The following is a 24,806-nucleotide window of genomic DNA, read 5'->3' on the forward strand; positions in this document are numbered from 1 at the left end:
TTTGCTTAGCCCATTGCTGGTAATGGTGGTGGTGTCGATGGACCATCTTTCGGTGGTTCAAATGCAGCCACTGGATTATCAGCAACATAAACTTTAGGTGGTTGCGGTTCACGACCTTCCATGATGTCACGGATCTGATCGCGATCGATTGTTTCCCAATCCATCAACGCTTTCACCATTGCATGAGCGATATCTTTGTTATTTTCTAAGATATCACGTGCAACTTTATATTGTTCATCCAAGATACGACGTACTTCTTCATCAACTTTTTGTTGAGTTGCTTCAGAAATCGTACGGCTACCCACATTACCGAAGAAACCATTTTGGTTTTCATCTTCATAAACCATTACGCCAAGCGCATCAGACATACCATATTTGGTCACCATTGCACGTGCCATTTTAGTTGCACGTTCAAAGTCGTTAGATGCACCTGTCGACATTTGGTTAATAAACACTTCTTCTGCAATACGACCACCAAATAAGATTGAAAGTTCATTCAACATCTTATCTTTGTAGTGGCTAGTCTGATCTTGTTCTGGCAACTGCCAAGTCACACCCAACGCCCAACCACGCGGCATGATTGTTACTTTATGCACAGGGTCTGTACCCGGCAAAATTTCAGCAACGATGGCATGACCAGCTTCATGGTAAGCCGTTGCACGACGTTCTTCTTCACGAATCACCATCGATTTACGTTCTGGACCCATGTAGATCTTGTCTTTTGCATCTTCAAAGTCATGCATATCAACCGTATTTTTATTACGGCGAGCAGCAAACAATGCAGCTTCGTTAACCAAGTTTGCAAGTTGCGCACCTGAGAATCCTGGTGTACCGCGTGCAAGAACCTTAAGATCCACACCAGTTACCGAAGGAAGTTTTTTCAAGTGAACATTCAAAATTTGCTCACGACCACGAATGTCTGGTAAACCCACCATCACTTGACGGTCAAAACGACCTGGACGAAGTAAAGCTTTATCCAGTACGTCTACACGGTTGGTTGCAGCAATAACGATCACGCCTTCATTGCCTTCAAAACCATCCATTTCAACAAGCATCTGGTTCAGGGTTTGTTCACGCTCATCATGACCACCACCTGTACCCGAACCACGATGACGACCGACTGCATCAATCTCATCAATAAAGATGATACATGGCGCATGGCGTTTTGCTTGTTCAAACATGTCGCGGACACGAGACGCACCAACACCGACAAACATTTCAACGAAATCAGAACCAGAGATACTAAAGAATGGAACCTTAGCTTCTCCAGCAATAGCTTTCGCCAATAATGTTTTACCAGTACCTGGAGGACCAACCATGAGCACACCACGCGGAATGGTTGCACCAAGGCGTTTGAATTTAGCAGGGTCTTTTAAGAAATCAACGATTTCAACCACTTCTTGTTTTGCTTCGTCACAGCCTGCAACATCACTAAATGTTAACTTGATTTGATCTTCAGATAACATTTTTGCTTTTGACTTACCAAAACTCATAGGACCGTTTTTGCCACCAGCACCACCACCCATATTACGCATGAAGAACATGAATAATAAGATAATGAGCAATACTGGGAAACTCGCAATGAGAAGTTGCATCAAAATGCCTTGACGTTGTGGCGCTGTGCCTTCAACCACTACATTTTGTTTATTCAAGCTTGGTAGCAACTCAGTGTCTTCCACTTGAGGACGAACCGTCTCAAAGGCAGAACCATTGGTTTTTTCACCATTAATATTTAAACCGTCAATTGTGACTTGTTTAATTTGCCCAGCATTCACCGCTGCAACGAAATCAGAATATTTCATCGCTGCAGGCTTATTGCGGTCACTGACGTTGCTAAAAATCAAAATCAGAACACCGAGTATGATGAGCCACAATACGGCATTCTTGAAGTAATCGCTCAAGGCTTTATTCCCATATCAATCTAATTTGATCATACCTAATCTTGGCTGACCTTCACAAAAACAGCAATGAATTTGCGTTGCAAAAAACTTAAAAGGTACAAAATGCACAATTTTTAACAACTTGGCAAGTACACTTTTATTGCAATGCCTTTTTACGACCTTGGCCAATCAAAAAAACTTCTTTCGATCGAGCACGTGATGCCGCAGGTTTGGCTGTTTTTAATACATCAAAACTATCGACCACCTGTTTTCTGAATTCATCAAATCCTGAACCTTGGAACACTTTAACAATAAACTGTCCGTTTGGTCCGAGTACTTTCTGAGCAAAATCCAAAGCCAATTCACATAAGTAAATTTGACGCGGTTGATCAACAGCCCTATTACCTGATGTATTGGGGGCCATATCTGAAATTACAACGTCTACTTGACGTCCATTTAAAATATTTAACAATTTTTCGAAAACTTCTTCCTCGCGGAAGTCACCTTGCAGGAACGTCACATCTGGAAGAGCATCCATTGCCAGAATATCTGAAGCAATCACCAAGCCCTTTGATCCAACCAGTTTACCTGCAATTTGCGACCAACTACCTGGTGCCGCACCTAAATCAACCACGGTCATCCCAGGTTTGATCATTTTATATTTTTCTTGGATTTCAAGTAGCTTATATGCGGCACGTGCGCGATAGCCTTCCTTTTGTGCTTTCTTCACAAAATGGTCATCTAAGTGCTCTCGCATCCACACACGACTGCTTTTAGACAATTTTTGATTGGTAATGCGTGTCGCCATAACTCACTAAATTTCAAAAAACTTCTGATGTATCATTGTACGTGAAAATTACTCTCATTACAGTACGGATGTACTTCATTCACACGAACTTTTACAGATTTTTTTCGATCGTCATCATTGGATATTTCAGCAATTTTTCACATATTTGTTTCAAGTGCTTGTCTTCTGAATCTATCTTAGAATCGGGATGCAAGTTATACTAGGTCGTTTTTCCAATCAGGTATTTTTAATGGCGGCTTTATCTATCCATGAACGTAAACGTTTACGTCAAATTGGTCATGCACTTAACCCAGTGGTAATGGTTGGTGGCCAAGGTCTTACAGAAAACGTCATTGAAGAAACAAATCGTGCACTGAATGATCATGAACTCATCAAAGTGAAAATTGCAGGTGAAGATCGTGATGCACGTGCAGCAGTGATTGACGCGATTGTTGAAGCAACTGGTGCAGAATCTGTACAGAAAATTGGTAAAATTGTTTTGCTTTATAAAAAAGCAGCAAAACAAAACCAGCACCTCTCTAACTTAGTTCGTTTTGCTCATTTAAATAATAAGTAATTACGATGGCAAGTTATGAACTGTCTGCTTTTGATCGCTTTAGTGCCATTACGGTCGTTGGAGCGATTGAGCAACAAACGCCAGCCACCTTGAATGTTGGTTTTTGGGTTCGTGACCCAAATCAATTTCTGATTTACCCAAATCAAGTCTCAGCACATCCACGTCAGGACTTTTTATGGGAACACACTTGCTTTGAAATTTTTGTAGGCGTGAAAGATCAAGATTTCTATCGTGAAATTAATCTTTCCCCTTCTCAGGCTTGGCAAGTTTACCAATTTGAAGAATACCGCTTTCCTGAAAATATGCCGCCAATCGCTGCTTATGACATTGAATTGAATCATTTACAGCGCACCCATTATGGCTTAAATGTCAGTTTAGATTTATCACAGTTTATGCGTGAACATGAATTGAAATGGGCTGACGTATATCTTGGCTTAACTGCTGTCCTAGAAACGACACAAGGTATGCAGTATTTTGCGATGCAACACAGTAGTCCTCAAGCTGACTTTCATAACAAACGTGATTGGTTACATCAATTTTAAATAAAAAAAGCGAGAAAAATTCTCGCTTTTTTTATAGCTAGGATGAATTAGCTAGCACGTACTTTATTCCAAGCTTCAACAGCCTGTTCTTTAGTACGTTTAAAACTACCCACCAACGTATCTTTGTGCTTCACTGAAATTTGGCTAATGTCATCTTTCAGTTCTTTGCTCACTTTGGTCAAGTCTTCAATTAATGCATTTAATTCAGTTTTCAATGCATTTTTAAGTTCAAGCAAATTACCTTGAGATGAATTAAGTTGAGTCTTAATCACTTCAATACGTTCTAGTAAATCTTGCTTGATTTGAGTCAACTGGTTTTGAATATTTTGATTCAATTCTTTCGCTTCCGCCTCAATTTTTTCTTGAGTTTCAGCCAAAGCTTCTTTTACCTGACCTTGAGTTTCAGCGATTACTTCTTTCGCCTGCTCTTGAGTTTCAGCAATCACTTCTTTTGCCTTTGCTGTTTTTTCTGCAACAACTTCTTTTGCTTTTGCAGTTTTCTCAGCAACCACTTCTTTGACTTCAGCAGTTTTTTCAGCAACAGCTTCTTTCGCTTTCGTGGTTTTTTCTACCACAACATCTTTCACTTCTTCAGCAGTTGCAGCAGGTGTAGTTTGATTCTCAGCCATTTTGATTCCCCTCATTATTGATTGTTAATTTTGGCTGTAGATAGGATAAAACGGTCACTTCTTAAACACCAAAAAAATTGTTAGACAATTTGCATAATATCTCATGATAACGATATAAAGATGACTGATTTTGCAATAGACACTGCTGTACTTATACTTATAAAAGAAATTGGGGAATTCTGACTTTAATAAATAAAACACATAGACTTTTCACGCACTCATGCGTATAATGCGCTGTTAAGTTACAAGCGAGCAGACTGGAAGGAGGGGCATGTTTTTTTAAAGACGGCCTGCCTTTTTTTATGTCTACTCGCTTTTTTACAGCCCTATTTTTGTGGTCTTAGTTCAGGAGCTTTGGTTTGAGCACCCCCGCCATTTTAGCCCTCGCAGATGGAACGATCTTTAAAGGAACGTCTATCGGTGCATCGGGTAGTACGACTGGTGAAGTCGTTTTTAATACTGCCATGACTGGTTATCAAGAAATTTTGACCGACCCAAGCTACGCACAACAAATTGTGACGTTGACTTATCCTCATATTGGAAATACTGGCTGTAATAGTGAAGACGTTGAATCAGGTCGCATCCATAAAGTATGGGCGAATGGTTTAATTATTCGTGATCTTCCTTTATTACACAGTAATTTCCGTGCTGAACAATCTCTCAGTGAATACTTGGAACAACATAATGTTGTTGCGATTGCTGATATTGATACGCGTAAATTGACTCGTATTCTACGTGACAAAGGTGCCCAAAATGGTTGCATCCTTGCTGGCGAGAATATTACAGAAGAAGAAGCAATTGCGAAAGCACGTGCATTTGGCGGCTTAAATGGTTTAGATCTTGCAAAAGAGTGCTGTGATCCTGAAGGTTTTGAATGGACTGAAGGCTCTTGGACTCTAGGTCAGGGTTTCACTCAACCAGAATTTAAATTTCATGTTGTTGCATATGATTATGGTGTCAAAACCAACATCTTACGTATGCTCGCAGACCGTGGTTGTAAATTAACAGTTGTTCCTGCGCAAACCCCTGCCGAAAAAGTACTCGCATTGAATCCAGATGGCGTGTTCTTGTCAAATGGCCCTGGTGACCCAGCTGCATGTGATTATGCGATTGAAGCAGTGAAAACAATTGTTGAAACCACAACATTACCTGTATTTGGTATTTGTTTAGGTCATCAAATTTTAGCGCTTGCTTCGGGTGCGAAAACCATGAAAATGAATCATGGTCACCACGGCGCCAACCATCCTGTACAAAATCTTGAGAATGGTACAGTGATGATTACTTCTCAAAACCACGGCTTTGCTGTCGATGAAAGTACTTTACCTGCAAACTTGAAAGTGACACATCGTTCACTGTTTGATGGTACAAACCAAGGTATTCATCGCACTGACAAACCAGCATTCAGCTTCCAGGGTCACCCTGAAGCCAGCCCTGGTCCACATGACTGTGCTCCATTGTTCGATCATTTCATCGAACTTATTGAAGCCGCTAAGAAGTAATTAAGGAGCGAATAATGCCTAAACGTACGGATATTAAAAGCATCTTAATTATTGGTGCTGGTCCTATTGTCATCGGTCAAGCCTGTGAGTTTGACTATTCAGGTGCACAAGCTTGTAAAGCGCTTCGTGAAGAAGGTTACCGCGTTATTTTGGTAAACTCTAACCCAGCGACTATTATGACCGACCCTGCAATGGCGGATGCGACTTATATCGAGCCAATCACTTGGCAGACTGTTGCACAAATCATTGAAAAAGAACGTCCAGATGCAGTCCTTCCAACCATGGGTGGTCAAACTGCATTGAACTGTGCTCTCGCTTTAGACGAGCACGGTGTTCTTGAAAAATATAATGTAGAACTGATTGGCGCATCAAAAGAAGCGATTGAAAAAGCAGAAGATCGTAAACTGTTTGATATTGCAATGCGTAAAATTGGTTTGGAATGTCCAAAAGCTGCCATTGCTGAAACAATGGAAGAAGCTTTGGCAATTCAAGCGGGCTTCGGTTTCCCAGTTATCATCCGTCCATCATTCACAATGGGTGGTTCAGGTGGTGGTATCGCGTATAACCGCGAAGAATTCCTTGAAATCTGTGAACGTGGTTTCGACCTCTCTCCTACTCACCAGTTATTGATTGATGAATCACTCATTGGCTGGAAAGAATACGAGATGGAAGTTGTTCGTGACAAAAACGACAACTGTATCATCGTCTGTGCGATCGAAAACTTTGACCCAATGGGCGTACACACAGGTGACTCAATCACCGTTGCACCTGCGCAAACATTGACAGACAAAGAATATCAATTGATGCGTAATGCTTCTGTTGCTGTTCTACGTGAGATTGGTGTAGAGACAGGCGGTTCGAACGTTCAATTCGGTATTAACCCGAAAGACGGTCGTATGGTTGTGATCGAGATGAACCCACGTGTATCACGTTCATCTGCGCTTGCGTCTAAAGCAACAGGTTTCCCGATTGCGAAAATCGCAGCGAAACTTGCGGTCGGTTATACCCTTGATGAATTGAAAAATGACATCACTGGCGGCGTAACGCCAGCATCTTTCGAACCTTCGATTGACTATGTTGTAACTAAGATTCCTCGCTTTAACTTCGAAAAATTCCCACAAGCTGAGCCTGTATTAACAACTCAGATGAAATCTGTGGGCGAAGTCATGGCGATTGGCCGTAACTTCCAAGAATCTGTACAAAAAGCTCTTCGTGGTCTTGAAGTGGGTGTATGTGGCTTTGATGAAAAAGTTGAAGCAGGCACTGCCAATGCTAAAGACATCATCTTAAAAGAGCTTAAAGTTCCTGGCCCTGAGCGTATCTGGTATGTTGCCGATGCATTCCGCCACGGTTTCTCTTTAGATGACGTATTTGAAGCAACAAAAATCGACCGTTGGTTCTTGATCCAAATCGAAGACATCATCAAAACTGAAGCGCAAGTGAAAACTTTAGGCTTCGGTGATTTGAATGCTGACAATATCCGTTCGTTCAAACGCAAAGGTTTATCTGACCTGCGTATTGCCAACTTAATGGGTATTTCACAAAAGCAATTCCGTAAACATCGTTGGAACTTGGGTGTATATCCAGTTTACAAACGTGTTGATACTTGTGCAGCCGAGTTTGAATCGGGTACTGCCTACATGTATTCAACTTACGATGAAGAATGTGAAGCAAATCCATCAAACCGTGACAAAATCATGGTCATTGGTGGTGGTCCAAACCGTATTGGTCAAGGGATCGAGTTTGACTACTGTTGTGTACACGCTGCACTTGCAATGCGTGATGACGGTTATGAAACCATCATGGTGAACTGTAACCCTGAAACGGTTTCAACTGACTATGACACTTCTGATCGCCTCTACTTCGAACCAGTAACGCTTGAAGATGTACTTGAAATCGTACGTACCGAGAAGCCTAAAGGCGTAATCGTACAGTACGGTGGTCAAACACCTTTGAAATTGGCACGTGCTTTGGAAGAAGCAGGTACACCAATCATTGGTACATCTCCTGATGCAATTGACCGTGCAGAAGACCGTGAACGTTTCCAGCAAATGATTCAACGTCTACAGCTTCGTCAACCGAACAACAGCATCGTAAAATCGGCTGAAGAAGGTATTTCAGAAGCGGCTAAAGTTGGCTATCCATTGGTTGTTCGTCCATCTTATGTATTGGGTGGTCGTGCAATGGAAATCGTGTACAACGAAGATGAACTTAAACGTTACCTTCGTGAAGCAGTACAGGCTTCAAATGAAGCACCTGTCCTACTTGACCGTTTCTTGGATGATGCAACAGAAGTTGACGTGGACTGCGTATCTGACGGTAAAGACGTTGTGATCGGTGGTATCATGCAGCACATTGAACAAGCAGGTATTCACTCAGGTGACTCAGCATGTTCAATCCCTCCTTACTCGCTTTCGCAAGAAGTACAGGATGAAATGCGTCGTCAAACTGTTGCAATGGCAAAAGAACTTGGCGTTATCGGTTTGATGAACGTTCAGTTTGCTGTTAAAGGCAACGACATTTATGTACTTGAAGTGAACCCACGTGCATCACGTACTGTTCCTTTCGTGTCTAAATGTATTGGTGACTCTTTAGCAAAAGTTGCTGCTCGCTGTATGGCTGGTCAATCTTTGGAATCACAAGGTTTCACCAAAGAAATCATTCCAACGCATTTTGCAGTTAAAGAAGCGGTGTTCCCATTTGCCAAATTCCCTGGCGTAGACCCAATGCTTGGACCTGAGATGAAATCTACAGGTGAAGTGATGGGCGTTGGTAAAACATTTGGTGAAGCATTCTATAAAGCAGTTCTTGGTTCTAACGAACGTTTACCAGGTTTACCAACTGAAGGCGAAGTGAAACATGCATTCTTATCTGTTCGTGAATCAGATAAGAAATACATTGCCAACATCGCTAAACAGTTGATCGACTATGGCTTCAAACTTGTTGCAACCAACGGTACACATCGTGTACTGAAAGAAGCTGGTATTGAATGTGAAGCAGTCAATAAAGTGACCGAAGGTCGCCCACATATTGTTGACCGCTTGAAAAATGGTGAAATTCATCTTATTGTCAACACAACTGAAGGCAAACAAGCTCAGTATGACTCTGCCATGATTCGTCGTGCTGCCCTGCAAGGCAAGGTGTACTACACCACGACAATTAACGGTGCAGAAGCAGTTTGCCAAGCATTTGCTGTGAAATTGCCAATGGATGTATACCGCTTGCAAGATTTACAAACTGTAGGTTAATTCTCTACCGATAAAGTCCCGTCACCTTATCGGTGGCGGGCTTTTTCTTTTTTTAATCCTGTATTTTCCCAACCAATTTAGAGGGGACCAGAATGCAACGTTATCCTATGACTCCCGAAGGCAAGGTTGCCTTAGAGAAAGAATTACAACAGCTCAAAACAGTAGAACGCCCACGTATTATTCAGGCGATTGCTGAAGCACGTGAGCACGGTGATTTAAAGGAAAATGCTGAATATCACGCTGCGCGTGAACAGCAAGGTTTCTGCGAAGGCCGTATTCAGGATATCGAAGGTAAACTCGGTGCCGTTCAAGAAATTGATGTCAAAACACTTGAGAAAAATGGTCGTGTTGTATTTGGTGTAACTGTCACCATTGAAAACTTGGATACTGAAGAACGTAAGACTTATAAAATTGTAGGCGACGACGAAGCAGATTTTAAAATCAATAAAATCTCAGTGAACTCACCGATTGCACGTGGTCTTTTAGGTAAAAACGAAGGCGATGAAGCGAAAATTCAAACACCACAAGGTGAAGTTGAATACGAAATCGTGAGTGTGGAATATATCTAATTCATCCACTCGATTAAGCCATTAAAGAGCTCTTCATCAATTGAAGAGTTCTTTTGTTTCAGGCATCCTGTATCTAAAAAAAAGAGATAAAGAGATGCAAGATCGACTCATGAGTGCATTGATCTATGCGATTGCAGGAATTGTTCTTGGTATTGCAGTTGCCATTACATGGGCATTTCATGTGAATTCTTCGACCAGCTCTATAGCCATTATTTTTAATACCACCCTGCTCTGTGCCGTTCTAGGCTTTGTATTTCCCAAGCAAATTCAGCGTTTGTTTACTTGGCTTTGGAAATTTTTCTCGAATTGATATTTGTGTTTTTAAAGCATCGATAACCACTGATCATAAAAATTAAAATTCAGCTAAGAATTATTTGATAACGCTATTGATTATAATTATCATTAACAAAAATAAACATTATGCATATTTAATAGGTATTCCCTTATGCAGCAGACTGTAAGATTGACCAAACATCCTCTCTCCCGTGCCCTACAGTTGATCGCAGGACGCACTAAAGTCGCTTTACCTATGCTGGTGCTATGTGTGCAAGTCACACAGGTGATGGCTGAACCGATCACCTCGAATGCTGAAAACATGATCAATGGACAAGTCACAGCAAATACCTTACCGACCATCAAAGTCGCTGCAGAAAAAGACCAGTCAACTTCGTACACAACTAAAAAAATTGCAATCGGCAAAACCGCACAATCGCTAAAAGAAACACCACAGTCCGTCTCTGTGGTTACTCGTCAGCGGCTGGATGATCAAAATATCTCGACCATTGAAAATGCCATGAAATATGTCACAGGCCTGACGGTGGTACGCTACGATGCAGCTGGAAACTACAATGATTTTAATGCGCGTGGTTATGGCAGCGATACTTATCAAATGGATGGTACGACCTTAAGAACCGACAGCAATGGAACTTATCTGGATCTGTCTGTGTTTGACCGTATTGAAGTATTACGTGGTGCTTCTGGCATGTTCAGTGGCGCAGGTGAACCGGGTGTTTCGATTAATTTAGTACGTAAACGCGCATTAGCTGATTTTGCTTTAACAGGGAAAGTAAGTGCTGGTTCATGGGATAACTATCGTGGTGAGGCTGATATTACAGGTAAGCTCACACAAGACGGCGCATTACGTGGCAGGCTTGTCACCGCTGTACAAGATTACGACACCTTTATGAATGGGATTGATGGTAATAAAAAACTGGTATATGGCACATTGGAATATGATCTTCAGGACAATACTACACTATCACTCGGTGCGACCTATCAAGATATTAATACCGTTTTATCACGTGGTTTACCCTATGGTCACGATGGAAAGCTGCTCAATATTTCGCGTAAAACAAGCTTTGTACAGGACTGGAACAAGCAGGATTTAACCAATAAAGAATTTTTTGCTGAACTGGAGCATCATTTAAATAATGATGGGTTGATTAAAGCCAAGGTTCGCCAAAGTATCCGTGACAATCACGCCAAATATAGTGACCCCTCTTTACCCGATGCACAGGGTGACATGTCTGAATTTAGTGCGCTCGCCTTTAAACGAGAAGATAAAGACTTCAGTGCGGATTTATTTTTCAATACCCCGTTCTTGTTTTCTGGGCAGACACATAATTTCTTGATTGGTGCTGATTACCTAAAAGGCAACTCCAAAACCAACTATTCATCTTGGGGGACACCACTGATAGGTACAATCAATATACATCATGATAATCAGCACCAATTTGCTGAACCAGATTTTGACTACGACACTAATGTCAGCAAAGAAAAAATTGAAAACTACGGTGTCTATAGCCAACTAAGAATCAAACCACTAGAACGTTTAACCTTGGTTGGTGGTGGCCGTGTCAGTTGGTGGAAGTCTATATCAACCCCCTTGCGTGATAGTGGTATAGACAGCAGCGATCCAGCAGCTACACATGATGCAAAAGCAGAATTTACCCCTTATGCAGCAGTACTATTCGACCTTAATCCAAATGTGTCTGTGTACTCTAGCTATTCAGAAATTTTTAAACCACAGAATAACTTTACTTATGATCCTGTAACGGGCGGCAAAGGTAAACAGCTTGATCCACGTACAGGCACTCAAATTGAAGCGGGACTTAAAGCCTCTTTCTTCGATGAACGTTTAAATCTTTCTTCTGCGATCTATCAGTTGGAGGACAAAAATCGTGCGATTGCAGACCTTTCTGCACCTGAAGGTCTTGGTTATTCTGTGGCGGCAGGTAAAGCACGTAGCCGTGGTTTTGAAATCGAAGCAAGTGGACAACTTACTGAAAATTGGCAAGTCACAACAGGCTATGCCTACACCAAAAGCAAATACCTAACAGACCCAGATCTACAGGGACAACCTGTTAACACCTTTACCCCTAAACACAATTTTAATTTATGGACGACTTATAAATTACCAGCAACAGTCATTGAAGGGGTTAATGTTGGATTTGGTTTAAGAGCCGTATCTAGCTATTACGATGGAACAGGTAATGAGCGTGTACAACAAAATGGCTATACATTGGCTTCGGCAAGCTTAGGTTATCAAATTAATCCACGTTATAAATTTGCGATTAATGTAGATAACCTATTTGATAAAAAATACTATGAAAAAGTAAACTACTGGATACGCCAAAATATGTATGGTTCACCACGTAGCGTGACCGCAAGCTTAAGCTTTAAGTATTGATCTGTTAGCAATAGATTAGATCTAGCAAACAAGATCAAAAGACGATAAGTACTTTGATCTCAATTAAACCTCATCTTGCTTAAGTATGGTGAGGTTTATATTTATTCCTTTGAACACTCGGTATAATAGACCAGCTTTTTTAATTTTTTGTCTCAGTTATGGATCCATTGATCAACTCTCCTGTTAAACATTGGTGTGAGTTTGAGTTTATTGCTAAAACGGTGAAAAATCCCAATATCCATATCAAAGGCAACTACTCTTATTATTCTGCTTACTGGGATCAGGGCTTTGAACGCTGTGTGGTGCGTTACCTACACGACAAAGCAGCTACACCTGAAAAACCGATTGATCAACTGCATATTGGCAATTTTGTCTGCTTTGGTGCGGAATGCGTAATCATGATGGGTGGTAATCAACTACATCGCCCTGACTGGATTTCAACCTTCCCTTTTGATACACGTAGCTTTCAACCTGCGGGTGATACTATCATTGCCGATGGTTGCTGGATTGGCAGTCGAGCCATGATCATGCAAGGTGTTAAACTAGGTGAAGGTGCTGTGGTGGCGACAGGTGCTGTGGTCACTCAAGACGTGCCCCCGTATGCCATTGTCGGTGGCGTGCCTGCCAAAGTCATCAAATACCGTTTTCCTGAACAAGACATTGAAAAACTGCTTGCTCTTAAACTTTATGATCTAGATGAAAAGCTAATTTTAAAAATGCGTGAACAGTTGCAAACAGATGATGTGGAAGCCCTTATCAAATACTGCGAGAAAAGTTAATCTAACTTTTTATAGATAAATCAGAGTTATACCCATATTCTGTTTTTATAGAAATTTCATGTAATTTAAATAAAATTCCTCCTTAACCATAATCCTATAAATCATAACTATCCCTATAAAAATGCTAGGTTTTATTTATTCTCCAAGAGGTTTACTATAATCATATAGCTTGTAATTTAAACAACTTTTTAAATACTAAATTCAATGCAAAATCATAAGTATAAGGAGTAACCAACATGGCTTATCAAAAAATCTTAGTGGCGATTGATGACTCTGAAATAGCAGTGAATGTCATTAGAGAAGCCGCTCAACTCGCAAAAGCCCTGAATAGTGAACTGACGGTTGTCGAAGTAATGACGCTCGATCCTTATCTTGCAGATGCCTATATTCGCATGGGCCAAAGCAATGATTTGATTGAACGTGTTAGAGGTTATGTTCAAGAGAATTTAACTAAAGCTGAGCAAAAGTTTGAAGAACATGGTCTGACGGTTGCAACGCAAATTCTGGAAGGCTTTTCAGTGCATCAGGAAATTATTGGCGCTGCTCAAAACCTAGGCGCAGACCTGATCATTATGGGTTCACATGGACGCACAGGCTTTAAACAATTTGTACTGGGTAGCGTGGCGCAAAAAGTTTTAGCGGAAAGCCATATTCCAGTATTAATTGTGCGTTAAGCGATTAAAAGTCTAAGAACGTATAATTTTTCAGTAACAGATTATGCGTTCTAAACTCAACTCCTGATTAAGGCTGCCAAGCAAAGATTTTTAAACTGACCTTACCATTTAATAAATACACCCCTTCTTGTTCCAACAATGTCTGTTGAACATTTTCACCTTTCTCATTGATTCGAGTCACACTGATCTTACCTTGCGAATTAATCACACGATGCCAAGGAATCTCACTGTCTTTATCTAAATGCTTGAGTACATAACCGACTAGACGGGGATGTTTGGGTAAACCTGCCAACTTGGCAATTTGCCCATAACTTGCCACTTTTCCATAAGGAATCAAGGCAATTACTTCTAAAATTTGTCGATGTAGTTCATTGGTATCTTGAACCATATAAGCTCCAAAAATCTGCTAAGATGATCAAAATCATGCAAAAAGCTAGCTTTACAATAATTAAAACGCGACCACTTGAGAGAACAAAAAATGCGGTTAAAAATCACTGCCCTGACACTATTATGTCTGATCTTCAGTGCATCGTGTACGACCCAAAAAGCACCGGTGAAAATGCCTCCTTATAAATATCCATTGGATGCCAATGATTTACCTGTGGTCAATGTCAGCTTTATTGTGACCAGCAATCGACCAGAAGTAAAAGCTTTAGATCGCAAAGCACAAATGTATAAAGAACTAGCAATTTTGAACCAGTATTTTGTTGATGAGAACAATCAAAAAATCTTTAAGTTTAAAATTCATCGTTATTATTCATATCAAGATTTTAGCAAGCGCAAATGTGATCTCGCCAAGCAGTTAAGTCAACCGAAAGCCATTATTCCAGACAACCTACCAAGTGCAGTCAGAACTTGCTTCCCTCGTCGAAAAAGCAAGGAAGTGCTGTTTATTATTTATGATTCTTATGGTGAAAAATTAAAAGATGCAGACATTACCAGTTGGGGATTCCGCAATCAGGGACAACCTTTTATTTTGATTGATTGGGAACGACTGAATTATCAAACTCAGGCCGCCAGTATTCATGAAATGGGACATGCCTTTGGTCTTAGTCATGTCTGCTCACCCAAAGCCACCAAAACCACGCCAACCAATATTATGAGCAGCTATGATTGTCGTTTAGGTAGTGGCGGCCTACGCAATCTAGGATTTAACAAAGAACAGCTGAATATCATGCTCAACAATTACAACCAATATCCTTAAACGTTGAGCTGGAGATAATGGCCTAAATCATCCTGCCCAATAATATAATTTGCTGAATCGAGTTGACTGGTCAAGGCACATAGCGCTTGCTTAAATTGCAGTTCATCGACAGGACGAGGTTGCCAAAAGGTTTCCTGATTATGGGTATAGATTGGATACAACCTTAATCGACACTCATTTAAATTGATTCGCGCAATAGCCCCATAAGGTAAGGCCTGATATTTTTCAAAAAGACCATTGCTATTAAATACCCCATTACCAATACCAAAAATGACAGGCTTTTGATGAATAGATTGAATCGATTGAATGGTATGTGCGCCATGACCAATCACGAGATCAGCCCCAATCTGAGTCAGTACCTTCGCCAGTTTTTGTTGCTCAGGATGAATCGATTTAAAGTCTACACCCCAATGACATATCACGATGATTTTATGCTTTGGATGTTGCAAACGATATTGCATCACCTGTTCAAATAAAATGGCATTAATACACGCAACACCAGCACTATTACCTAAGGCATAAAAATTATACTCTTGATAGGCTGACTTTCGATGCCAATAGCCATTAAAAATGGCCAAGCATTGTCCTTCATCATTTTTAATTTCTAAACATTGATGTGCTTGCTGCTGATCAGTCCCAGCCCCTATAAAATCAATCTCTGCTTGCTCAAGCAACGCCAAAGTATGTTTGAGGCTTCGCTCACCATAGTCTTTTAAATGATTATTGGCCAAGCACACTGTATTGATATGGATCCGTTTAAATTCAGCCAAGGTTGGCTCAGACTTCGCGCCAAGAATATAGGCTTTTTTTCCGTCTAAAATTGAGTTTTCTTCGAGATTAAAAACCGCTTCTAGATTGGCAATATTAATGTCATTAGGGCCAAAAAAATGTTTGATTGCTTCTAAGGAATGGCTGTAACCGTAACGTTGCAAAGCATCATCGATACCTTTATTTTTTCGTTTCTCTGTATAAAATTCACCAAAATAAGTATCGCCGATGATATTGACCCACTCACTTTTGGCTTGAATCTGTTTTACAGGCAATAACCCCTGTTGAAAAGAATGATAATACGGGGCTAAATGATCAACACGATGCAACTGATCAAAAAGCTGAAAAATACCGAGTGTTTGATTACTATGAGCATAAGAAAAATAGTAAGGTTGATTTTGATCCTTTAGATAAATAACTGCATCAAGTTGGGTACAGCTTGATAAGGAATGAGCGGGCGCAACCTCCTGTCCATTAATCTTCAATGCTTTGACAAAAATCAGTTTCAACAGTTCGATTGGTGTGTGAAAAATGGCTTTGGCCAAACCATATAGTTTTTGCAGGGTATTTTGAGTTGAACCCTGCTGATGCTGAATATTCAATCCAAACAGCCCTGCTGTGCTGCTGATTTCAATTTGTGCTTGTTGCCAATTTCCAAACAATTGACTACCAAGAAGCTGCTGGACAACGACGTTTTGGCTAAAACTGAGACATTGCAATAACTGTAAAACCGAATTATTTGAGTTCCAAACCAGATCGGATTGATCAATCTGCTTTGCTTGCAGAATTGCATCAGCAGCAACGCCATCTTCAAGTTTTAACTGACCTTCAACAAGTGCTTTTAAAGCGATATAGAATAATATCCAAGCTGAGCAATCCCCTGCTATTTCCATTTGCCAAATGGGGTGTTGAAAGTCTTCATTGCCAATTTGACTCATGATTTTGATTTCTTGAGGTGTACTCATTGCTTCCCCCCTCAAGCTTCATTTTCAAAGTGTTGCACATAAGCAACGTAGCCGGAAAGATTATGTTCTTGGTCATCAATCCGCACACGAAAACGATCATGCCGTACATAAAAGGCATTTAAAACTTTATCTGGTCGAGCCATATACATCGCTACTTCCGGATAGAAAAAGCCTGTCCGTTGAAATTCAGCCCGAAACTCAATGAGCTTTTTTAGATCATCAAAGTACGCCTTTTCGAACAATTGATCAAAACCGAGCGCTCGAATCCGAACAACCATTTGATATGCAGCCATCATCATTTCTAACAAAGTGGCATAGGCTGTTTTTCGGTTACGGATAAAAACCATATGTTTTAAATAATTATTTAATCCAAACTGGAAGTACTTTTCTTCTGGACAAATTTTTGTCAGTTCATTGGTACAGTAACTGAGCCAATGATCATGATAGCGATCATATTTTTGCGTGATAAATCGTTCAAACATCTGTTTGACTGTTTGCAGTAATTTTTCGTCTGTGTGAAGTTGATAAAAACGTAATAAGGCTAAAGCGGCTTCACCATCATAATAAATAATTCTGAATTTCTCTTTTATCTCATAGCTTGGGTAATGCAGCACATGTGTAGTTTCACCTGTCTCATTGACCATCGACAAAATACCGTTGGCTAAACGATGAGCATAAGCAAGATAGCGATTATCTCCTGTCATTTCTTGATATTTGCTAAGCATTAAAATCGCTGCGGCATTAGCACCTAGCTTAATTTCATCTAGACCCGTAGCCTCATTACCATCCAGCATATACGCCAATTCCGTCTGTTTCTCGATATAAAAATGCTGTAAGGCATAATCAATGGCAGACTGAATTTTTTCGATACAAGCTTGATGTGATTGGATCGCTAAAGTTTCGAGCAAAGCATAGACCGACGTACAATGCCGAACCGTGTTATAGCTGCGGATTTCACGATCATAGGCGGGAAAAAAACCATACGCGAATCGACCATCACTTTGAATGTGCTGATAGAGAAATTTAGCATTTGCCTCGATCATTTTTTTGAAATGTTGTTTTTTCGGCTCAAGTTGATAACGCACGCCATTTTCAGTGAACTGACTGTGCAAAGGAATCAACTGTTGATCCTCATAGATTACGGCTAGGGTATCAAAGGTCCATAGCTGTTGAAGGTCTGCAATTTTGATGCTGCGTTGCTGATTCGGATATTTTCTTAAGAGACCGCTATTTAAATTTTTCTCATCAACAAAGTTAGGCGTGTTATAGCTCTGCGCACGAATAATTGCCTTGCCGTAAAGCTCTTGTTCCAAGAAACAAATGTTGAAATCCGCATCAAAGCTCATCCCTTTACGGTAATGATTATTATGGAATTGGTTCTTTAAAGTCTGTTCAATATCTTGCCAATTTTCCTGTTGGATATTAAAAGCAATATCAAATTTCAGAAATGTTGGCAGTTTTTCAGTTATAGCGAATTGATGTTCCAGAAAGTCAACTAATTGCTGTTGAATATCATCAAAATATGAACATGATGAATTCCAGACTTGGCAACGTTGTGTCTGCTCTCCATAAGAACAGAAAATAACCGATTTAGAGACATCAATATGCGGCTGAAGCTGTTTGAAAAATTGCTCACTGAGCTGGTTTGCCAATTGCTCATATGCTGAAATCGTTGTAATGCTCATATATGTTCAGTTTTTAGAATTTTTAAGTGTTTTAAACACCATACCATATATTCTTATGATCTTCTCAAAATGAAAAAGAGAACCCGAAGGTTCTCTTTTTTAAAGTGAAAGATTTGAATTAGTATAGAATTTGATGGTTATTTAATAAGGTCGTTAAGTTTGTTGTAACCCCATCTAAGGTAATAAGATCAATATAATTACTTCCTATAATTGGAGTTGCGCCATTACGGTCAATTCCAATCACCGTATTACCGCCAACGTTGGTCACACGCAGATACTCACCAATATTACCATCTGTTTGATCTCCATCTAAAAGATGACGAATATCAATTTTATCTGCTTGATCATTATAGTTAACAGCATGTGTATCCGTGTTTCCGACAACGAAACCAGTCCAATGATCAACACCATTACCACCTGTATTTGCACCATTACCCGCAGTTGCCAAAGTACCATTCAGTATTTGATAAATTAAGGTATCTGAGCCACTACCAACAATCGCACTGGTAAATGTATCGTTGCCACTGGTACTTGTATAAAGCAAGTTGTAATCAGGATGTGTCAAGTTAATATTCAGAGTTGAAGTTGATTCAACCCCAGTTGCCGAAATGATTTTGTAATCAATACTGTCTGTAGATGTTAAATGTGAAGTTACATTGACATCATTTGGACGATACTCATACTCACCATTGGACTGCATGATTAACACACCATTACCCGTATTAATCGACTGACCTACAGCATCTACATATGAACCTGATACACTGTTCCATACTTGAAGTTTATAACCTTCATGAGATAACAATCCTGTATCCGCAACACCACCAATCGTATCTCCAAGCAGTACATTACCGTTGATCCAATCTGAACTATATTGATTCAAATGAACCGCTGTGGTTGTAACACTGGTATCTAACGTTGTGGTTCCAACAGAGACACCTTGTAAACCATAATGGACTCGGTATAAACCTGCTGCAAGATTTTCTACCGTATCTTGGAAAGCAACACTTCCGAGCTGAATCGTAGCCAAACTTCCTAAAGCTGTTTGAGATCCTTTATAAACTGTGTCAACCCATTGATTTGTTGTTGTATTCCATATTTGGATCACATAACTAATCGTTGGTAGAACACCGAGAAGAGGTTGAACCTTATAAACTGCTGCTAGATCGATATTACCCACTGTTCCAGCTGCGATAGTGAAGCTATTAGAATCGACTGATGTAAAGCCAAGACCATTAATCGTAATATCTGGACTAGTTACATCAACAGCAGCATCTTTAGTATTTGAGAAGTCCGTCGCTGCAGCTACATTATCAGCATTAGCAACAATCTCGATGGTGCCATCATTTGCTGGGTTGGCTGTATCCCAAACCACTTTCACATCTGGTGAACCCACTTGGATATGTAGTTTCGCTGTATCGGTTGCACCAGTCAGAACATCACGCACCGTATAGGTAAATGTATCCACTTTACCAATTGCACTTAAATCACTCGTGTTTGGCGTGTAGCTATATTGACCATTTGCAGAAATAACCAGCGTACCGTAAGCACCTACAATCGTTGTACTTGTACCAACTGTTTGGACTGGAGCTCCCACAATTTCCGAAGTCACTGTGGATACGTGCGTTGTCAATGTGATTGAGTCATCGGTCAACACATTACCCGTTGCAACAACCGCTGTATTGGTTGGAGCAACTGTGTAATCAAAGTCATCTTTAACCACACTCATGGTACCCAAGATACCGACACCAACACCGGTATAGACCATGAAGGCACGGTATTCACCTTGACCTAAGTCAGGCACTGTTACACCAATACCACCACTACCTAACAATCCAATGTTCAATATTCCAGTACTTGAACCACCGCTGAGATTATGCCAAGTACCATCTGCCGCTTTCTCTTGTAGAACCACTTTGTAGTCATTAAATAGTGACAGTGAAACAGTTGGGGCGTAAGAGAATGTCACATCCGCACCATGTCCAGCTGCAATATTAAATTTCACACTTGGTGTACCTAGTAATGAAAGGTTTAGATTTTCGGTTAATCCGACCAGTAACAAGTAACTTGCAGAACCCACCGCTACACCAAGTTGACCTTGTGGAACAATATCAATGCCCGCAGAAACCACATCATCCAGTGCATCTACAGGTGTCACTGTAATGTCAGCAGGTTGTGAAGGATCCGTTGGGTTCCAGGTCATATCGACAGCATCACTATCAATATGGAAGTACAGGGTCGCTTGCGAACTATTCAAACCATCAGTCAATGTATAAGTGAATTGATCAACTTGTCCTAAGCCACTTGCATTGGCTGTTGGTTGATAACTGTAGTTACCATTTGCGTAAATCGATAATGTACCGTGATCACCCACAATCGTTGTAACGCCGGTAGCATTTACAGTATGGCTAACACCATTGAAGATCACACTTGTAATGCTACTGAAGCCAGATGCAGTATCAGCATGTCCATTCAAGCCAATGTCATGGATCACATTACCTTCTGCAGCTTGGACACTGTATCCAGTAATATTGGTCGCATCGAACACATCTTTTTGAACAGAAAGCGTACCAAGTAAGCTGACACCGATACCACCACCAGCATAGGTCATAAAGGCTCTGTATTGTCCTGCACCCAAGCCATCTAATGTAACGGTATTACCACCAAAGGCTGCGAGGCTGAGTAAATCTGCATCGCCTGTGCCATGTACAGCTACCCATTGATTCGTCGCAGTATCAAATTTTTGAACCACGAGCACATAGTCAGCAAGTAGGCTGGCACTAATCAATGCACTGTAGTTAAACGTTACATCGTTCAGTGTGCTGTCAGTCAGTGTGAAATTCACACCTGCTGAACCTAGTTGGAAATCAAAATTGTTGGTTAATGATACCAATGCGAGATAACCATGACTGCCTACTGCAATATCATTGCCGATTTGTAGATATTCAGGATTGATTTCCGCAACCGCAAGATCATCTACCGCAATCACTGGCGCACTATTGCCAATTGTGAAGTCAAGGTTGGCACTTGCAAGGTTGCCGCCAAGTGGATCCGATAAGGTATAAGTGAAGTGATCAACCAAACCGATATTTGCATTGGTGTTATTCGGTGTATAGATGTAATCACCATTTGCAAATATTTTCAGTGTTCCGTATTGACCCACAATGGTTGCGCCATTAGTGAGATCGATCGGAGTGGTTACACCATTGAATGTTACCGAACCAACCACGGTATAACCTGTGACCGAATCAGCATGTGTACCAACACCTAAACCAGTAATCACGTTTCCTTCTGTTGCAACACCTGTGTAGTCCACTAGCGTTGGGTCATAGACATCCATCGTACCTGACAATGTGCCTAAGATACTCTTACCGTATAGACCGTTATAGGTCATAAATGCACGGTATTGACCTTCTTCCAGACCTTCAATCACAACCCCAGGTGTAGCATTCAAGCCTATACCTAAGATACTAAGATTGAGTAAGGATGCCTCACTACTACCCGTAACTGACTCCCAACGACCTGTGACCGTATTGAATTTTTGGAGCACAAGTTGGTAATCACCCAGTGCACCTTCATTGATTAAACTGCTGTATTTGAAGGTTGCTGTTCCTTGTTCACCCGCAGCCACATTGAAACTCACTGTGCTGTTCACGAATGGTAAAGGTGCTTGTAAGTTAATACCTGCCAATGAAAGCAATGCAAGATAAGTTGCACTACCCAATGCTCGATCATCATCAATGAGATGAGGTTGAGCGGTGATTCCAGCATTGACCGCATCGTCTGCAGCAATGATGCTGACAGTTGCAGGTTGTGATGGATCAGCAGGCCAATTCATATCGACAACTTTACTATCAAGATGAACATAGAATGTTGCTTGTGAAGTTGTACCAGATGCTGGATCTCTTAAGGTATAAGTGAACTCATCCACTTGCCCTAAACCAGCACTTGCAGGGTTCGGTGTATAAGTATAGTCACCATTTGGATAGATCACTAAGGTACCGTAAACACCTGTCACCGTGGTTGGAGAACCCGTGATGGCAACTCCATTGATTTCACTGATGACACTGTTCGGCGTAGCGATATCAATTGCGCCATTGGTATTTGGATCAGAGATCAAATTACCATGTGCTGCAACAACATCGTATCCAGTCACAACAGCAGGGTTATAAAGTTTGACTTCGCCATTTAAGGTTACGCCAATTGCACCACCTACTGCACCATTGAAGGATAAGAACGCTCTATATTCACCTTCTGTCAATCCAGCAATTTGAGCTGTTGGAGTTGAACCCAATAAGGTAAGGTTGAGTAATGAACGATCACCTGTACCATTCACCGCTTCCCACTGTCCTGTTACTTCATTGTATTTTTGCAGTACAACATTGTAGTTGCCGAGTGCCGATGCACCAATCAAGCTGTTGAAGCTAAATGTTGCAACCCCCTCTTGGCCAGCAGAGACATTAAAGTCGACTGTGTTCACCGTGAGAAGTTGTAAATCAACCAGATTTCCAACATTCAGCAACACACCATAGAACGCTGAATCAGTTTCAGTGCCCACCAATTGATATTGAGGGTTAATTTCCACTTCAACCAAGTTATCCGCAGCTCGGATGGAATCAAACACAATGGTCAAATTCGCCTGTGTTGTCGCGCCAGTGGCTGAATCAGTTAGGGTATAAGTGAACACATCGTTATGACCGACACCTGAACCATTCGAGAATGGTACATAGGTATAACTACCATCTTGATGGAAAGTAATTGTTCCATAAGTTCCCGTGAAGGTTTCTCCATCAGCATCAATCGGATGACCATTCACTGAAGAAACATAAGTGTTTGGTGTGATTTGATCAACTTGACCTGTTGGATCTGGATCAAGAATGACGTTACCTTCGGCATTCCCTACTTCGTATCCACCTGGGATGGTCAGATCATAATCATCCATGGTTGCAGATAGCGTACCGAGAACACCAAGTCCTAATAAACCATCGTAAGTCAGGAATCCACGGTATTGACCAGCATCTAAGCCTTCAAGTACCACACCTGGCACATTTCCGATACCAAGGCCAAGTAAATGTAAGCTGAGAAGTGATGCATCGCTATCACCATGGATAGATTCCCATTGATTCGTTGTTGTATTAAATTTCTGTACTACCAATTTGTAGTCAGACAATAAACCAACATCGATTAAACCACTATATTGGAATGTCACGGTACCTTCATGATTAGTCGCGACATTGAAGCCAATTGAATTCCCACCAAGCTGTAGATCAATTCCAGCTAATGAAGTCAATAACAGATATGATGCACTGCCTAAACTCACATCATCTTGAACCAAGGCTGGTTGTGGGCTAAGAACAGCATGTCCAATGTTGTCATACGCGATGATGGTATTTAAATTTACACTGTATAGTTGCGTATCAGTCACATTGCTACTGTTACCCGCTGCATCGGTGAAGATCGCTGTGGCATCTATGGTTTTATCAGCATCCGCCAACAGGTCACTGCCTGCAACCACCGCACTCCACGTACCTGCTGCTGCATTCACAATCGCGGTATAGCTCACACCATTGATTAGCAAGGTCACAACTGTGGTCGCTGCATCTACTGGAATACCCGTTAAGGTACCTGTGACGGTTACATTGCCTGCACCCTCAGTTGCATTGATCACGTTGTCCGCAGTCACCGAGTCGATGTTCAACACGGCTGTTGCCGGGTTCGGTGGTGTGAGATCTACTGTATACACTTGGGTATCAATAATGTTGCTACTGTTACCCGCTGTATCTGTAAAGGTTGCTGTTGCTTCAATGGTTTTATCACCATCCGCCAACAGGTCACTGCCTGCAACCACCGCACTCCACGTGCCTGCTGCTGCATTCACAATTGCGGTATAAATCACACCATTGATTAGCAAGGTCACAACTGTGGTCGCTGCATCTACTGGAATACCCGTTAAGGTACCTGTGACGGTTACATTGCCTGCACCCTCAGTTGCATTGATCACGTTGTCTGCAGTCACCGAGTCGATGTTCAACACGGCTGTTGCTGGGTTCGGTGGTGTGAGATCTACGGTATACAGGGTATCAGTCACATTGCTGCTGTTACCCGCTGCATCAGTAAAGGTCGCTGTGGCATCTATGGTTTTATCACCATCCGCCAACAGATCACTGCCCGCAACGCTTGCAGTCCAGTTGCCTGTTAATGGATCAACTGTCGCTGTGTACGTCACACCATTGATCAGCAAGGTCACAACAGTAGTTGCTGCATCCGCCCGCACCCGTTAACACCTGTTATGGCCTGCACCTGCTGCATTG

General features: G+C 41.2%; 17 protein-coding genes. 10 read left to right on the top strand and 7 right to left on the bottom strand.

Annotated features, from left to right (window positions below):
* Positions 1-5: 5 nt before the first annotated feature.
* Positions 6-1,901: an ATP-dependent zinc metalloprotease FtsH gene (ftsH, locus tag NDN11_RS13775; RefSeq protein WP_167250844.1), complete on the bottom strand. Its 1,896-nt coding sequence runs from the start codon at positions 1,899-1,901 to the stop codon at positions 6-8.
* Positions 1,902-2,037: 136 nt separating this feature from the next.
* On the bottom strand, positions 2,038-2,688 hold the full coding sequence (gene rlmE / locus NDN11_RS13780) for a 23S rRNA (uridine(2552)-2'-O)-methyltransferase RlmE (protein ID WP_167250846.1): 651 nt from the start codon (positions 2,686-2,688) through the stop codon (positions 2,038-2,040).
* A gap of 229 nt (positions 2,689-2,917) precedes the next feature.
* Between rlmE and yhbY the strand changes: the two genes are divergently transcribed.
* Together yhbY and NDN11_RS13790 are read left to right on the top strand one after the other, a co-directional pair.
* Complete coding sequence (gene yhbY, locus NDN11_RS13785) at positions 2,918-3,244, top strand: ribosome assembly RNA-binding protein YhbY (RefSeq protein ID WP_004651934.1); 327 nt, start codon at positions 2,918-2,920, stop codon at positions 3,242-3,244.
* Between the two features lie 5 nt (positions 3,245-3,249).
* On the top strand, positions 3,250-3,786 hold the full coding sequence (locus NDN11_RS13790; RefSeq protein WP_251109972.1) for a DOMON-like domain-containing protein: 537 nt from the start codon (positions 3,250-3,252) through the stop codon (positions 3,784-3,786).
* Between the two features lie 47 nt (positions 3,787-3,833).
* Here the strand turns inward: NDN11_RS13790 and NDN11_RS13795 are convergent, their stop codons facing one another.
* A complete protein-coding gene (locus tag NDN11_RS13795; RefSeq protein WP_167250850.1) occupies positions 3,834-4,415 on the bottom strand; it encodes a hypothetical protein in 582 nt (193 codons plus the stop codon).
* Positions 4,416-4,774: 359 nt separating this feature from the next.
* Between NDN11_RS13795 and carA the strand changes: the two genes are divergently transcribed.
* The 7 genes from carA (at position 4,775) to NDN11_RS13830 (ending at position 13,873) form a co-directional block, all read left to right on the top strand.
* Positions 4,775-5,914, top strand: a complete 1,140-nt coding sequence (gene carA / locus NDN11_RS13800; protein WP_065343480.1) for a glutamine-hydrolyzing carbamoyl-phosphate synthase small subunit — start codon at positions 4,775-4,777, stop codon at positions 5,912-5,914.
* Between the two features lie 14 nt (positions 5,915-5,928).
* Positions 5,929-9,162, top strand: a complete 3,234-nt coding sequence (carB, locus tag NDN11_RS13805) for a carbamoyl-phosphate synthase large subunit (protein ID WP_167250852.1) — start codon at positions 5,929-5,931, stop codon at positions 9,160-9,162.
* Between the two features lie 92 nt (positions 9,163-9,254).
* Entirely contained in the window at positions 9,255-9,731 is a 477-nt protein-coding gene (gene greA / locus NDN11_RS13810; protein WP_167250854.1) for a transcription elongation factor GreA, read from the top strand.
* Positions 9,732-9,825: 94 nt separating this feature from the next.
* Positions 9,826-10,041 carry a hypothetical protein gene (locus NDN11_RS13815; RefSeq protein WP_167250856.1) on the top strand — a complete coding sequence of 72 codons (216 nt, stop codon included), beginning with the start codon at positions 9,826-9,828 and terminating at the stop codon, positions 10,039-10,041.
* Positions 10,042-10,176: 135 nt separating this feature from the next.
* Positions 10,177-12,420 carry a TonB-dependent siderophore receptor gene (locus tag NDN11_RS13820; protein WP_251109973.1) on the top strand — a complete coding sequence of 748 codons (2,244 nt, stop codon included), beginning with the start codon at positions 10,177-10,179 and terminating at the stop codon, positions 12,418-12,420.
* Positions 12,421-12,578: 158 nt separating this feature from the next.
* Positions 12,579-13,199: a CatB-related O-acetyltransferase gene (locus NDN11_RS13825; protein WP_167250861.1), complete on the top strand. Its 621-nt coding sequence runs from the start codon at positions 12,579-12,581 to the stop codon at positions 13,197-13,199.
* Positions 13,200-13,435: 236 nt separating this feature from the next.
* The gene (locus NDN11_RS13830; protein ID WP_251109974.1) at positions 13,436-13,873 is read left to right on the top strand and encodes a universal stress protein; all 438 of its coding nucleotides are present in this window, start codon (positions 13,436-13,438) and stop codon (positions 13,871-13,873) included.
* Positions 13,874-13,940: 67 nt separating this feature from the next.
* On the opposite strand, the gene NDN11_RS13835 is transcribed toward NDN11_RS13830, so the two are convergent.
* Entirely contained in the window at positions 13,941-14,261 is a 321-nt protein-coding gene (locus NDN11_RS13835; RefSeq protein WP_251109975.1) for an MGMT family protein, read from the bottom strand.
* Between the two features lie 90 nt (positions 14,262-14,351).
* Here NDN11_RS13835 and NDN11_RS13840 point away from each other — a divergent pair, with 90 nt between their 5' ends.
* Positions 14,352-15,077 (top strand): metalloprotease, encoded by a 726-nt coding sequence (locus NDN11_RS13840; protein WP_251109976.1) that lies wholly within the window; start codon positions 14,352-14,354, stop codon positions 15,075-15,077.
* Here NDN11_RS13840 and NDN11_RS13845 read toward each other — a convergent pair.
* The 3 genes from NDN11_RS13845 to NDN11_RS13855 form a co-directional block, all read right to left on the bottom strand.
* The gene (locus NDN11_RS13845; protein WP_251109977.1) at positions 15,074-16,810 is read right to left on the bottom strand and encodes a CapA family protein; all 1,737 of its coding nucleotides are present in this window, start codon (positions 16,808-16,810) and stop codon (positions 15,074-15,076) included. The two genes, NDN11_RS13840 and NDN11_RS13845, sit on opposite strands and share 4 nt — an antisense overlap.
* An 11-nt stretch (positions 16,811-16,821) precedes the next feature.
* Positions 16,822-18,495, bottom strand: coding sequence for a poly alpha-glucosyltransferase (locus tag NDN11_RS13850; protein ID WP_251109978.1), 1,674 nt, complete (start codon positions 18,493-18,495; stop codon positions 16,822-16,824).
* Positions 18,496-18,613: 118 nt separating this feature from the next.
* The gene (locus tag NDN11_RS13855) at positions 18,614-24,769 is read right to left on the bottom strand and encodes a BapA/Bap/LapF family large adhesin (RefSeq protein WP_251119281.1); all 6,156 of its coding nucleotides are present in this window, start codon (positions 24,767-24,769) and stop codon (positions 18,614-18,616) included.
* Positions 24,770-24,806 lie beyond the last annotated feature (37 nt).

Source organism: Acinetobacter sp. C26M, from assembly GCF_023702675.1.
Taxonomy (GTDB): Bacteria; Pseudomonadota; Gammaproteobacteria; order Pseudomonadales; family Moraxellaceae; genus Acinetobacter.

What these genes read in the sequence shown, in the direction of transcription:
- NDN11_RS13825 (WP_167250861.1), top strand. Translation starts at nt 12,579, where the DNA reads ATGGATCCATTGATCAACTCTCCTGTTAAACATTGGTGTGAGTTTGAG.
- NDN11_RS13845 (WP_251109977.1), bottom strand. Translation starts at nt 16,810, where the DNA reads ATGAGTACACCTCAAGAAATCAAAATCATGAGTCAAATTGGCAATGAA.
- NDN11_RS13790 (WP_251109972.1), top strand. Translation starts at nt 3,250, where the DNA reads ATGGCAAGTTATGAACTGTCTGCTTTTGATCGCTTTAGTGCCATTACG.
- NDN11_RS13830 (WP_251109974.1), top strand. Translation starts at nt 13,436, where the DNA reads ATGGCTTATCAAAAAATCTTAGTGGCGATTGATGACTCTGAAATAGCA.
- carB (WP_167250852.1), top strand. Translation starts at nt 5,929, where the DNA reads ATGCCTAAACGTACGGATATTAAAAGCATCTTAATTATTGGTGCTGGT.
- NDN11_RS13820 (WP_251109973.1), top strand. Translation starts at nt 10,177, where the DNA reads ATGCAGCAGACTGTAAGATTGACCAAACATCCTCTCTCCCGTGCCCTA.
- greA (WP_167250854.1), top strand. Translation starts at nt 9,255, where the DNA reads ATGCAACGTTATCCTATGACTCCCGAAGGCAAGGTTGCCTTAGAGAAA.
- NDN11_RS13835 (WP_251109975.1), bottom strand. Translation starts at nt 14,261, where the DNA reads ATGGTTCAAGATACCAATGAACTACATCGACAAATTTTAGAAGTAATT.
- NDN11_RS13850 (WP_251109978.1), bottom strand. Translation starts at nt 18,495, where the DNA reads ATGAGCATTACAACGATTTCAGCATATGAGCAATTGGCAAACCAGCTC.
- rlmE (WP_167250846.1), bottom strand. Translation starts at nt 2,688, where the DNA reads ATGGCGACACGCATTACCAATCAAAAATTGTCTAAAAGCAGTCGTGTG.
- NDN11_RS13795 (WP_167250850.1), bottom strand. Translation starts at nt 4,415, where the DNA reads ATGGCTGAGAATCAAACTACACCTGCTGCAACTGCTGAAGAAGTGAAA.
- NDN11_RS13815 (WP_167250856.1), top strand. Translation starts at nt 9,826, where the DNA reads ATGCAAGATCGACTCATGAGTGCATTGATCTATGCGATTGCAGGAATT.
- yhbY (WP_004651934.1), top strand. Translation starts at nt 2,918, where the DNA reads ATGGCGGCTTTATCTATCCATGAACGTAAACGTTTACGTCAAATTGGT.
- NDN11_RS13840 (WP_251109976.1), top strand. Translation starts at nt 14,352, where the DNA reads ATGCGGTTAAAAATCACTGCCCTGACACTATTATGTCTGATCTTCAGT.